This is a genomic window from Actinomyces sp. oral taxon 171 str. F0337 (assembly GCF_005696555.1).
GTDB classification, from domain to species: domain Bacteria; phylum Actinomycetota; class Actinomycetes; order Actinomycetales; family Actinomycetaceae; genus Actinomyces; species Actinomyces oris_E.
The window spans coordinates 2371114-2384398 of sequence record NZ_CP040005.1 but is presented as its reverse complement, the minus strand read 5'-3'; the positions used below and the strand labels follow the sequence as shown (position 1 = coordinate 2384398).

At 70.2% G+C, this 13285-nt stretch carries 7 protein-coding genes; 4 read left to right on the top strand and 3 right to left on the bottom strand.

All coding sequences use genetic code 11. The annotated features are described in order from the left end of the window. Positions 1-9: 9 nt before the first annotated feature. Positions 10-1758, bottom strand: a complete 1749-nt coding sequence (locus FBF36_RS10215) for an asparagine synthase-related protein (RefSeq protein WP_087943941.1) — start codon at positions 1756-1758, stop codon at positions 10-12. A gap of 102 nt (positions 1759-1860) precedes the next feature. Between FBF36_RS10215 and FBF36_RS10210 the strand changes: the two genes are divergently transcribed. Next, entirely contained in the window at positions 1861-3165 is a 1305-nt protein-coding gene (locus FBF36_RS10210; RefSeq protein ID WP_009733901.1) for a nucleotide sugar dehydrogenase, read from the top strand. Between the two features lie 19 nt (positions 3166-3184). After that, positions 3185-5320, top strand: coding sequence for a DUF6541 family protein (locus tag FBF36_RS10205; protein WP_138137475.1), 2136 nt, complete (start codon positions 3185-3187; stop codon positions 5318-5320). A 20-nt stretch (positions 5321-5340) separates the two neighbouring features. On the opposite strand, the gene FBF36_RS10200 is transcribed toward FBF36_RS10205, so the two are convergent. Continuing rightward, positions 5341-6936, bottom strand: a complete 1596-nt coding sequence (locus FBF36_RS10200) for a DUF6020 family protein (protein WP_009733903.1) — start codon at positions 6934-6936, stop codon at positions 5341-5343. 248 nt (positions 6937-7184) lie between these two features. Continuing rightward, positions 7185-8180, bottom strand: a complete 996-nt coding sequence (gene rfbB, locus FBF36_RS10195) for a dTDP-glucose 4,6-dehydratase (RefSeq protein ID WP_009733904.1) — start codon at positions 8178-8180, stop codon at positions 7185-7187. Between the two features lie 415 nt (positions 8181-8595). Between rfbB and FBF36_RS10190 the strand changes: the two genes are divergently transcribed. After that, the gene (locus FBF36_RS10190) at positions 8596-11097 is read left to right on the top strand and encodes an N-acetylmuramoyl-L-alanine amidase (protein WP_138137473.1); all 2502 of its coding nucleotides are present in this window, start codon (positions 8596-8598) and stop codon (positions 11095-11097) included. Positions 11098-11209: 112 nt separating this feature from the next. Next, positions 11210-13246: a rhamnan synthesis F family protein gene (locus FBF36_RS10185; RefSeq protein ID WP_009733907.1), complete on the top strand. Its 2037-nt coding sequence runs from the start codon at positions 11210-11212 to the stop codon at positions 13244-13246. Positions 13247-13285 lie beyond the last annotated feature (39 nt).

The following is a 13285-nucleotide window of genomic DNA, read 5'->3' as shown; positions in this document are numbered from 1 at the left end:
GAGAGCGCCTCAGCTCATGTCTTGCGTGTCGCCCGTACTCATGGGCACGACGGGCTCGGTGCTCCAGGTCCCCTCCAGGAACAGTCGGGCCCACAGGCCCGTCGAGGTGGCCCCTCGAGCCATGCGCCTGATCTGCTCCGTGCGGGGCATGGGGGCGTTGAACGCCTCGAAGGCCATGGGATGGTGCAGCATGGTCCTCATGGAGACTGCTCGTGCCAGGGCCGTGCGGGTGCCGGTGACGGTCAGTGCCGCCATGAGCAGGCGCCGTGGCCCGGCGGGGATCCGAGCCGCCGGCGCCTCGAAGAGCTGCGAGGCGGTGCCCGTCGCCTCGGCGTAGGCCTCCGCCGTGAACTGCGCGTACCAGTCGCGAGTGGCGGTCAGCTCCTCCGATCCCCGCAGCCAGGTGCGCCAGAGCTCGGTGTCGAGCATCGGCAGCGCCCAGCCGTATCCGAAGGCCTCGTAGGCCTTCAACGACTCGTTGATGTACTTGGCCTGGCGCTCCTGGAGGTTCACCCACTCCAGGAGCTCCTGGATGGAGCGTCCGCTTCCGGCCAGGTCCTCGTTCCGGCGCGTCGGGAAGGAGACCTCCTGGGCGCCTTGCATCACCGCCCGGCGCAGCAGGGGCAGGTGTCGCCACGCGTTGCGGTCGCCCTGGAGCAGCGAGTGGTGCCGGGCCACGGCGGCGAGCACGTCGTTGCGCGATGGTCGGCCCTCGAGCAGGTGCTCGTCATGCATATTCCCGACGATCGTGTGACCGGGCAGGAAAACCGCGTCAGTGTCGATCAGGGCGTCCCGGCGCATCCGGAGCAGGGCGTACCAGTCCTGGACGTGCGGCAGGGAGGTCAGGCCCCAGGTGCGCTTCTGGAAGCCGACGCCGTCGGGTCCGGCCCAGGTGCGAGCCACCTCGGCGGGGTCCAGGTCGACCGTGAACCAGTCCATCCCGAGAGCCTCGGCGACGCCCCGGGAGATGGCGACCTCGGTGCTGCCCGGCACCCCGTAGGTGAAGGTCACGACGTTACGGGCCCCGTGGCGCTTGAGCCAGACGGCCAGCAGCCGGGAGTCCAGCCCGCCGGAGAGGGGAACGAGGAGCTGGCGGCCGTCGGTGTCCTGAAGGACGCGCTCGACCGCGGTGTCGAGCGCGGTGCGGAAGACGCCCGCGAACTCCTGAGGGGACGTGATCGGGTCGGCGTCGTAGCGGTAGGTGTCCCACGAGCGGCAGCTCCAGGTCCCGTCGGGCCGCAGCTCCACCACCGAGCCCGCAGGAGTGGCGTACACCTCATGAGCAAGCGTCCGTGTCCCCGGCGTGAAGCCCGCGTGGAGGAAGACACCGGCGGCCTGCTCGTCGCGGACCCAGGCGGGAGCGTGCCGGCGCAGCTCCTGAGGGTCGTCACTGATGACCCAGGTGTCACCGGCGCGGGTGAAGAGGAGGTGGTGGGAACGGGTGCGGTCCGTGGTCAGGCGCACGACGCCGTCACCCGCCTCGATGAGGGTCCATGATCCCGTGCGCCGGGTGGGCTGCTCGCGCCGCAAGGACTCCAGCTCGCCGGTCCTGGGCGGCAGCGGTCGCCACAGGTGGTGCGGGCCTGACAGGGGTGAGGGCGACGCCGGCGACGCCGGAGACTCCGGAGACGCCGGAGACGCCGGAGACGCTGAGGACTCAGGGCCCGAGGGACTGTGCGTCCACGTCGGAGACATCAGGTGAAGCCGGTATCCGGGAGCGGACGTGTCCGTGCGGTCCGTGTGGTCCAAGTCGTGCATGTGGACATGGTAAGCGCCGTATCATACGGAGGGCTGCTAACCGAGCCGCCACCTGAGCATCAACCTGAGCCTCAGCCTGATCCGTCGGAAGGACCAACCCGTATGCGCATCGCCGTCGTCGCCCTGGGCAAGATCGGACTGCCTCTGGCCGTCCAGTACGCAGACAAGGGCCACGAGGTCATCGGAGTCGATGTCAACCCCGCCGTCGTCGAGGCCGTCAACGCCGGAACCGAGCCCTTCCCCGGTGAGGCCCACCTGGCCGAGAAGCTCGCCGCGCTGAGTCCCGCCACCGGCAACGGCGCTCTGCGCGCCACCACCGACTACGCCGAGGCCGTCCCCGACGCCGACGCGATCGTCCTGGTCGTGCCGCTCTTCGTCAACGACGCCACCTGGGAGCCGGACTTCGCCTGGATGGACGACGCCACCCGCTCCCTGGCCGCCCACCTGACCCCCAACACCCTCATCTCCTACGAGACCACGCTGCCCGTGGGCACCCTGCGGGGCCGCTTCAAGCCCATGATCGAGGAGATCAGCGGCTTGAAGGAGGGCACGGACTTCCACCTCGTCTTCAGCCCCGAGCGGGTTCTCACCGGCCGCGTCTTCGCCGACCTGCGCCGCTACCCCAAGCTCGTGGGCGGCCTGGACGAGGCCGGCACCCAGGCCGGCATCGCCTTCTACGAGTCCGTCCTCGACTTCGACGAGCGCGACGACCTGCCCCGCCCCAACGGCGTGTGGGACATGGGCACCGCCGAGGCCGCCGAGATGGCCAAGCTCGCCGAGACCACCTACCGCGACGTCAACATCGGTCTGGCCAACCAGTTCGCCGTCTACGCGGACAAGGCCGGCTTCGACATCGAGCGCGTCATCGAGGCCTGCAACTCCCAGCCCTACTCCCACATCCACCGCCCCGGCATCGCGGTGGGCGGGCACTGCATCCCGGTCTACCCGCGCCTCTACCTGTCCACCGACCCCGACGCCTCCGTGGTGCGCACCGCCCGCACCTTCAACGCCACGATGCCCGCCTACGTGGTGGGCCGGGCCACCGAGGTGCTCGGTTCCCTCAAGGGACTGCGCGTCGTCGTGCTGGGAGCCTCCTACCGCGGCAAGGTCAAGGAGACCGCCTTCTCCGGTGTCTTCCCTACCGTGGAGGCCCTGCGTGAGGCCGGCGCCGAGGTCCTCGTCCACGACCCGATGTACACCGACGACGAGCTGGCCGGTTTCGGCTGGACCCCCTACCACCTGGGGGAGCAGGTCGACGTCGCCATCGTCCAGGCCGACCACCCCGAGTACGGCGAGCTCACCGCCGCCGACCTGCCCGGGCTGCGCCTCCTGCTGGACGGGCGCCGCGCCACCGACGCCGGCAAGTGGACCGGCGTGCCGCGCCTGACCATCGGCGGAGGCGAGTGACCCCGGAGGCGCTCTGAGCGTGGTGGTCGGCTCGATTCCGGCGATGAGCCCGGTCGGTGACGGCTCCTGGTGGACCGTGTGGCCCACCGTGGTCGTCGCGGTCGCCCTGGCGCTGTTCCCCGGGTGGCAGGTGGCCCGTGCCTGGGGCATCCGCGGGATCACCGGAATCGGGGCGGCCCCTGCGCTCTTTCTGGGACTTGTCGGTCCGGGGACGGTGATCGCCGGGGCGCTCGGCATCCGCTGGGGCAGGGGCGACCTCCTCCTCGGGCCCGCCGGGTGGCTGTGGGTGGCCGGGGTGATCCTCGGGGCCCTCCTGACCCGCTCCGGGGGGCGCTCGCGCGACGGAGCCCGTCCTGGCGGTGCCGGCACCGTCCTGATGCCGTCGGCCCTCAGCCGCCGGGACACCAGGCTGGTGGCCGGGGCTGTCGGGTTCTCCGGCCTCATGACGGTCCTGCCCGCCCTCATCGGCACCCGTGGCCCGCAGTCGCCGCCCCAGGCATCCGACGCCGTCTTCCACCTCTCCGCCGTTGCCTTCATGCGCCAGGAGGGCGATGCCTCACCGCTCGGCGGGCTGGCCTCCATGTACGACGGTGCCGTCGGCTACTACCCGACCGGCTGGCACGCCCTGGCGGTCCTCCTGCCCGGGAGCGTCGTCGTCGGCGCCAATGTCCTGGTGCTGGTCACCGCCGGACTGATCTGGCCACTGGGCGTGGCGGCGTTGCTGCGCGAGGTGCTTGGCCGCATCCGCTCCTCCACGACCGCTGCCGACGGCGTCGTCCTCGCTGCCGGTACAGCGCTGTCCGGCTCGGTGGTGAGCCTTCTGCTGCTCCTGACCAGCACCTGGCCCTATGCCTTGAGCCTCGCCGTCCTGCCCGGGGCACTGGCCCTCGTTGTCAGGGCCTGCGCTCCTGGTAAGGCGGGTCCCGCCGTCCGGGCCGGTGCGCTGGCCATGGCGGCGCTGGCCAGTATCGGCGTCGTGACCGCCCACGGCGCCGGACTGTTCAACCTCGCCGTTCTCGGCGGCCCGGTGGCTCTGGCCTCGTTCATGCCGCTTCTCACCCGCTGGTGGCGTCGCGGTGGCGCCCAACGAGCCGCACTGCTGGGGGGCGCGGCCGGTGGAGTGATCGTCGTCGCCGCGGGCGCCTGGGTGATGCGCTCCTCCCTGGCCTCGGTCATGGCCTACCCGCGCCCCGGCGGGAACCTGCCCGAGACGACCTGGGCGGTCCTCACCGACCACCCGCTCCTGGCCACGTACACCCCCTGGTACCTGGGCAACGCCGTGGTGACTGGTCTCGCCCTGCTCGGGGCGGTCTCGGCCTGGCGGACGCCGGGGATGCGGCGCTGGTGCGCGGGGACCGGTCTGGCCATCGTCCTCATCCTGCTGGCGGCCGGCCCGCAGTGGCCGCTGCGAGCCCTGGCCGGGCCCTGGTACACCCAGCGGGCCCGCATCATGCCACTGGTCACGATCGGAGTGCTCGTCCTGGCCGCCTGGGGAGTCGCCGAGGCGCAGCGCCGCTGGGGGAGGGGCGTGGACGAGGCGGAGGAGAGTGCTGAGGGGACCTCCGCCCCTCACCCTGATGACCGCCCGCAGCGGCCCTCATGGCGACGTCGGGCAGGCATGCTTGCGAGGCGCAACGTGCCTGCCTGCCTGCTCCTGGCCTCGCTCGTCCTGGCCCCCGCCTGGCGCTGGAGCCTCAAGACGGAGATCCTCCAGTCCATCCACGACCCCTCGCGCATCGTCTACGGCACCATGCTCAGTGATGAGGAGCTCGCCCTCATCCGCCGTGCTCCCTCGACCCTGCCCGCTGACGCCGTCGTCCTGGGGAATCCCTCGAACGGGAGTGCCTACCTGTGGAGCGTGGCCGGGGTGAGGGTGGTCTATCCCTCCAGGCCGGAACCACCTGCGCAGGACCTGGGCTGGCTGGGACGCCACCTCCACGAGATCGGGTCGAATCCGCGGGTGTGCAGCATCCTCAAGCAGCGGGGCGTGCGCTACTACTACACCGACAGCACGGTGCCCGACGGCGCCACCGGTGGCGGCCGCGAGCCGCTGTGGGGTCAGGCCCTGGACCGGCTGCCCCACCAGTACCTCGAGGAGATCGACCGCACGCCGGACGGCACCGTCACCCTGTGGCGCATCACCGCCTGCGACTGACGCGGCGAACAGCCTGGTTCTCAGTCCTCCCAAGCGGTGCGGTCGGTGCCCAGCAGAACCGCGAGGCCGATCGGCGCGACCATGATGAGGGGCGCCGTGTAGCGGAACGGCGTAACGGTGGGAGCCGCAACCATGAGCGTTGCCCACAGCAGGATCACGGGTGTGTAGATCGCCACCCACTCTCGCCGCCCGGCGTAGACGAAGCCGACCACGCTCAGAGCCACCACCCACATCCAGGTTCCCGGGCCCGGCATGACCTCCATGGCCCGCACGGCGGCCTCCGCCACCGGTTGCCAGGGCTTCGGCAGGAGCGAGTGGCTGACGACACCGACGCGGGCGTAGTCGCGGATCAGCTGATCGCGGTCGGCCGGGTGGTTCGAGACCACGGAGACGAAACGGGACTGCCCCTCGGTGCCGATCGGGTCGGCGTCGAAGCGCCACAGGTTGCCGGTATGCACGAGGAAACCGGTGACGAAGGGGCGTGGGCACGCCACCAGTGCCCGTCCCCACGCGGAGAGGAACTGGCCGCGGTGCGTATCGAGGTAGGTCCTGTTGAAGGCCGGGGAGTCCTTGACCGGGTCGACGCTGGAAGGCCGGTAGGCCCGCTTCCAGGCCTCGGGGGACAGGATGCTGTCGAAGACCTGGCGGCTGGCCGGTGGCAGGCAGCCGGCGTCGTGGGTCAGGGTGTACCCGACCATCTGCAACGGGATGCCCACGCCCTCCTCAGCGTGCTGGGACTGCGCCGTCATGGCCGAGGGCACAACGATGATGACGAGGGCGAGGGCGGTGACCGCCAACGCCCGGCGCAGGTGTGCCCGCGACCACCACACCACCAGCGCCAGGGCGATCAGAACCACCGGCAGGGCGTTGCTGCGCATGAGCGCGAAGCCCGCCGGCACCACCACGACCACGGCGATGCCGCTCCTGCTGGACAGGATCCTCCCGGCTCCGGCACGTACCGCCAGCAGCACAGGGATGAGCGCAGTGGCGAACAGTGAGAAGGTCGAGTCCTTGACCACGGCGAAGGAGTAGTCGGCCACCAGCGGCATCAGTGCGCAGTATGCGATGAGAGAACCGGTCACTCCGCGTGAGGCCCCCTTGCGGTCCAGGAACACGACAAGACCGCTCACGCAGGTCGCCCACAACAGCATCTGTCCCACCGACAGCAGCACGACGCCGGTCAGGTCGCCCCCGACCAGGCGCCCCAGCCGGAACAGGGCCACGATCATCAGCCTGTAGGTGATGGGGTGCTGGGCCCCGGCGCCGAACGGGTCCGTCAGGATCCAGGCCGTGTCGTTCATTGAGGCCATCGGCCACAGGTGCCCGTACAGCAGGGACCAGCAGGTCAACGGAATCAGAAAGGCCCTCAGTGCCAGCCACCGCACGCAGCGGCGATCACCACCCTGCTGCGAGCGGGCTCCTCTGCGCCGTGCGGCCAGATCCACCAGGGCCAGGAAGCCCCAGCACGCGGCGCCGCTGAGAATCAGGGCGACCAGCAGCCGCAGTGGGCTGAAGGATCCCTCCAGGAGCGCTCCGGCTGCCCGCTGGACTCGGCCGACGGTCTGCGAGACGGTGTCCACTGCCGCGAAAGCGGCTGCGAAGAGGCAGGTCGTCACCGCCCGACGTCGTCGGCGAGGAGCGTCTTCCCGGGGATTGGGAGCCGGCTCCTGCGGTGGGCCGTGGTGACCGGACCGGGAGGAGGGGCACAGCGGTGGCGGTAGGCACAGTGGCACAGCGTGGATCTCCGGGCCGGGGACACATGGCAGAGCGCCGTAGCGCTGGATGGAGACGCGTGTGGGGTCCCCCGCAGAGGACCCCACACGTCACGGCTCATCGATGGCGGCTCGATAGTGGCGCTGCCCGGTCACTGTCCCTGGGCGGCGTACTTCGCCTCGACCTCGGCCTTGAGTGGGCGCCACCAGGCCTCGTTGTCGCGGTACCAGTCGATGGTGGCCTGCAGACCGGAGCGGAAGTCGGTGAACTTCGGCGCCCAGCCGAGCTCCTCGACCAGCTTGGAGTTGTCGATGGCGTAGCGCATGTCGTGGCCGGGGCGGTCGGCGACGTGCTCGTAGTCGTCGGGCGCGTGGCCCATGAGCTCCAGGATCAGCTCGACGACCTCCTTGTTGTTCTTCTCGCCGTCGGCGCCAATGAGGTAGGTCTCGCCGATGCGGCCCTTCTCGATGATGTCCCACACGGCGTCGTTGTGGTCCAGGACGTGGATCCAGTCGCGCACGTTCTCGCCGGCGCCGTAGAGCCTGGGGCGTACGCCGTCGATGAGGTTGGTGATCTGACGCGGGATGAACTTCTCGATGTGCTGGTAGGGCCCGTAGTTGTTCGAGCAGTTGGAGATCGTGGCCTCCACGCCGAAGGAGCGCACCCAGGCGCGCACGAGCAGGTCGCTTCCGGCCTTGGACGAGGAGTAGGGGGAGGAGGGGTTGTAAGGCGTCGTCGGCTCGAACTTGGCCGGGTCGTCCAGCTCCAGGTCGCCGTAGACCTCGTCGGTGGAGATGTGGTGGAAGCGCACCTTGTGGCGGCGCACCGCCTCCAGCAGGGTGAAGGTGCCCACGAGGTTGGTCTGGATGAAGGGGGAGGGGTCGCGCAGCGAGTTGTCGTTGTGCGACTCGGCCGCGAAGTGGACGACGACGTCGGCCTGGGCCACGAGCGGGTCGACGACGTCGGCCTCGGCGATGTCTCCGACGACGAGGGTGACGCGATCATCCACGTCCGCCAGTGAGCCCTTGTTCCCGGCGTAGGTGAGCTTGTCCAGGACGGTGACAGTGGCATCGGGGTAGCGCACCAGGGTCTGGTGGACGAAGTTGGCGCCGATGAAGCCGGCGCCTCCGGTGATGAGGACGTGCATAGAACTCGCTCCGATGGATGGGAACTAGGGGCGCTGGGCGCCCGATATGGCCGACGCCATCATGCCACAGGAGCGCAACGGAGCCCACGGGCACCTGCGGGATGCCGCCGTCCTGCCTCTCGCACCCCGGGCTGAGGTCGCCAGTGGCGGTGAGACCAGATTGCAATGGTCCCGCCGTGAGGCGGCAATACCGCGGTCTCTCAAGAAAAGACGAGGGGCGGGTGGGCGGTGGCCAGGATCGTGAGCGCCGACGCGTTCCGCACTGTCAGTCACCTCCCGTAACTATCAGTAAACTATCAGTAATCTCCCGGAAATTGCTCAGAAATTTGATTTCGTGCCTCTCAAGGGAGCAGCGTCGTCGGTTCCGATGGTGAGGCCTGATGGACGCCCGTCGGTATCACCTCAAAGGAACCCCATGAACGTCCCTCGCGCTCTTGGCCGCATCGTCCCTCACGGCGGCCATCGTCTCAGTGGTCATGTCGGTGGTCATGTCGGTGGTCATGTCGGTGGTCATGTCGGTGGTCATGTCGGTGGTCGCGGTGCTCGCACGTGCGCGCACCGGTCCGCCGGGCTCATCGCCCTGACCTCACTCCTCCTGTCAGGGCTGGCCCCCGTGGCCGGTGCCGCGCCTGACACCGGCGACTCCGGTGGCCAGACCGACGCCCCCGCCCCGGTTCAGATCCTCGACCTGACCACCTCCAGCGGTCAGGCCACCGAGGTCGCGCAGTCGGGGCTCGATGACGTCCAGCCCTCTGCAGGACCAGGTACGGGCTCGGGCCCTGGTGGCGGGGCGGGGTCCGGGACGTCAACGCCGTCGGCCGAGAGCGTCAGCAGCTCCGGTGACGCTGCCTCGGTGCTTCCGGCGACGGTGCTCAGTGCAACCGGCTCCGTGCCCGCCGTCGCTCGGACGACGGGAGCGGCAGGTGCGCCGATCCCGTCGATCCTGCCGGCAGCCACCGACCCGCAGGCGGACGCCGCTCTTCTGACCGACCCGCTCGAGGTCGACCGCTTCTTCGTCGCCGGCTTCACCTGGACCGGCGGTACCGACCTGCCCGAAGGCGTACGCATCTACCTGCGCGTGAGGGAGAACAGAACCTGGTCGCCCTGGTACCTCAACGAGGCGGCGGACGCCGGCCGCGACGACCGCGCCACCCCCGGCACGGGGGAGTTCGTCACCGGCGGGGCCGATGCGATCCAGGCCTCCGTCGTCGGAGGCTCGCTTCCTGCAGGACTGAGGCTGGCCCTCGTCCCCTCCCGGCCCCAGGGCGAGGAGACCCTCGAGGCCGATGACCTCAAGACCACCGAGGCCGCCCCCACCCCCGTCATCGAGGAGGCCGCCCTCCAGTCCCAGGGCGCGCAGCCGGACCCGGCTGCCACGGCGCTGTCCACGAGCCCCGCGCTGGTCAGCCGGCCGGTCGCCGCGCCTGCTGCTGCGCCTGTCGTCGCACCGGCTGCGACAACCGCCAACGGCCTCCCGGTTCCGGTGACCACCCGAGCCGAGTGGGGAGCCAATGCCTCCTACATGAGCTGGGATCCCGAGTACGCGAGCGCCGGCCACGTCGTCGTCCACCACACCGCAGGCACCAACAGCTACTCATCGGGCCAGTCCGCCTCCATCGTGCGGGGCATCTACTACTACCACGCAGTCACTCTGGACTGGGGCGACATCGGCTACAACTTCCTCGTTGACAAGTTCGGCACCGTCTTCGAGGGGCGCTCCGGCTCCGTGGCGGCACCGGCCGGCAAGATGAGCGTCGGGGCGCACGCCCGAGGCGTCAACACCGGCACCATGGGCATCTCCATGATGGGGGACTACAGCGCGGTGTCCCCCTCGGACGCTCAGCTGAGCTCCGTGGGCAAGATGGCCGGATGGTTCCTCAAGCGGGCCGGCATCTCGGATGTCGCCGGCTGGGCGGGCCTGCACGTGTGGACCACCGAGCGCTACCAGGCCGGATCCACCATCTCCATGCCCCGTATCCTCGGGCACCGCGACGTCGGCTACACCACCTGCCCCGGCAACGTCGGCTACTCCAGGCTCGGCGCCATCCGTACCATCGCGCAGTCGCAGAGCTCCGCCTCGCAGGGGGGAGGCGGTGGCGCGCCGTCAACCGTCGCCCAGAACCATCCGGGTGCCGCCGCCCTGCGCGGCGCCCTTCCCGCCAACGGCTGGATCGGAGCGGCCACCACCGGTGTCTACGCCTCCTCCAAGGGTGGGGTGTTCCAGCGCTTCGAGCGTGGTGTGGGCTACTGGAGTCCGGCGACCGGTGCGCAGTTCGTGGGGGAGCCGGTGCTCAGTGCCTGGGGTACTTACGGGTATCAGACCGGGTCGATGGGTTACCCGCGTAGCGGTGGCGTGGCCGGTGTCGGTGGCAGCCGTCACCAGATCTTCGAGGGGGGCATCGCCTACTGGCGCCCCGGGGGCCGGGTCAGCTTCATCCGCGGCTCGATCCTGACCGCATGGGCCGCCTCCGGCTGGGAGAGCTCCTGGATGGGCCTGCCCACCTCCAATGAGATCGCCTCCTCCAAGGGTGGGGTGTTCCAGCGCTTCGAGCGTGGTGTGGGCTACTGGAGTCCGGCGACCGGTGCGCAGTTCGTGGGGGAGCCGGTGCTCAGTGCCTGGGGTGCTTACGGGTATCAGACCGGGTCGATGGGTTACCCGCGTAGCGGTGGCGTGGCCGGTGTCGGTGGCAGCCGTCACCAGATCTTCGAGGGGGGCATCGCCTACTGGCGTCCTGGGGGCCGGGTCAGCTTCATCCGCGGCTCGATCCTGACCGCATGGGCCGCCTCCGGCTGGGAGCGCTCCAAGGTGGGGCTGCCCGCCGGCCCCGAGGTCCACCAGGCCGACGGCACCACGACCCAGCCCTTTGAGAGAGGAATGATATCGGTGGCACCCAATGGGAAGGTGACTATCCGCTGACATCCCGCAAGCGGACGAACGGCGGGGCGGCCAGGAGCGCATGAGACACTGGCCGCCTCGCCGCTTCGTTACCAGCTGCCTTCGTCGACCACCTGCCGGGGAGGACCTCCACATGAACCGAGGACTCGTCTACTTCCACTTCGATCCTCATCATCAGGTCCGTGACTACGTCGTCACCGCGCTCAGCTCCCTGCGCCCCCATGCCGACCACATCCTGCTGGTCTCCAACTCTCCCATCCGTGACGCCGACCGCTCCCGGCTGGAGACCTGCTGCGACCAGGTTCTCCAGCGCCCCAATGAGGGGCTCGACGCCGGTGCCTACCGGGCCGGTCTGGAGCACCTGGGCTGGGACCGGCTCGCCGACTTCGACGAGCTCATCCTGACCAACCACACCTGCTACGCGCCTCTGCGCCCCTGGGAGGAGGTCCTCACCCGTGCCGAGGGCTGGTGCGACATCTCCTTCTGGGGCATGACCGAGCACGCGGCCATGCGTCCCCACCCCTTCCTCGCCAGGCGAGAGCTGCCCCGACACATCCAGTCCCACTGGATCGCGGTGCGCCGCAGGCTGCTGACGGCTCCGGCCTTCCGTGAGTACTGGGAGCGGATGCCGCCGGTCTCCTCCTACCGCGACTCCATCCAGTGGCACGAGTCGCGTTTCACCGACCACTTCGCCGAGCTCGGTCACACCTGGGAGGTCGCCTTCCCCGTGGACCGCTACCGCTCGGACAACCCGGCCATCGAGGAGGCCCCGGCACTGCTGGCCGACGGCTGCCCCCTGCTCAAGCGTCGCGCCCTCTTCCACGACCCGCTCCACCAGGACCGGCAGGCCGTCGTCGGCGGGGAGCTGCTGGAGGATGCTGCGCGGGCGGGCTACAGCGAGGACCTCATCCTGTCCGACGTCGTTCACAATGCTCCCGCCCGTGACCTCATTGTCAACGCTGGCCTCACCGAGGTCGTCGTTGAGGCCGCCCCTGCGCCGGATGAGCCCGACCCGGAGGCGGGATCGACCGCACCGACGCCCTCGGGCTGCGTCGTCGTCCACGTCCCGGCCGGAGGGGAGGGGGTCGAGCGCGCCGAGGCCGATGGTCTTGCTCAGCGCCTGGCGAGCCTGCCGGCGCACTGGCGGGTGGTGGTCACCTCGCCCACGCACCTGGATGCCGCCGACCTGGAGCGTCTCACTGGTCGCCGCCCAGCGGACGAGGCCGCGGCACCGGGGGGCGCGGCTGTCGCCTTCCGTGCGGTGCGGGATCTCGATCCGCGTGGCACGATCCCCTTCCTCACCGAGTGCGGCGACCTGTGGGATCCTGGGCGCGCCACCGGCTCCGACGGTGGTGGCGACCTCGTCCTGCGGATCACCGTGGGGTCGCCGAGCGGTCCCGAGTCGAAGGCCGACGACGTCGCCCGCCGGCAGGTGCTCGACTGCCTACTGGCCTCGCCGGGATACACGGCCGGCCTCATCGACCTCTTCGAGCGTCACCCCGGCCTCGGTGTGGCCATGCCTGCCGCCAGTCACATCGGACAGGCTCACGGTGGACCGACATGGGACGGGCTGGCCGGTGCCGCCAAGACGCTGTCCCGCCGGCTCGGCCTGACCGTGGAGCTGGATCCGGTCGCCCCCGTGGTTCCGGTCGGCGCGATGTTCATGGCCCGCCCCGAAGCACTGCGCACGCTGAGCGAGGGGGCCAAGGAGCTCGTGCGACTGACCGAGCGGGCCGTCGCAGGTCCCGAGCAGTCGGCCGAGCGCCTCAGGGAGGCCCGAGCCGCCGAGGTGCTTGAGCTGCTGACCGTCTACGCAGCCATGTCCAGCGGCTTCCACCCCCGCGAGGTGCTCACCCCGGCCTGGGCCGGGCGGCTATACGGGTCCCTGGCCTACAAGCAGCGAGCCGTCACCGCGGACCTCCCGGCCTACACCGACGAGCAGGTCAGGTTCCTCCAGGCGCGGTTCGGACCTCAGGCCGGAGTCGGTGCCCGGGTGCGTTCCTACGTCGATGTTCACCACCCTGACGTGGGTGGTGCTCTCAAACCCGCCTACCGTTATCTGACCGGTGGAGCATCGGACCTGGCGCGGGCCGCAACGGCCGCCGGCAGGCGTTTTCGCGAAGCCGGTCGCCGTCGCCGAGAAGGCGGAGAGACGGCGGGGAATGAATGAGGTGTTAGCATATCGTGAGGTGCTCCCCGCACCTCCTGC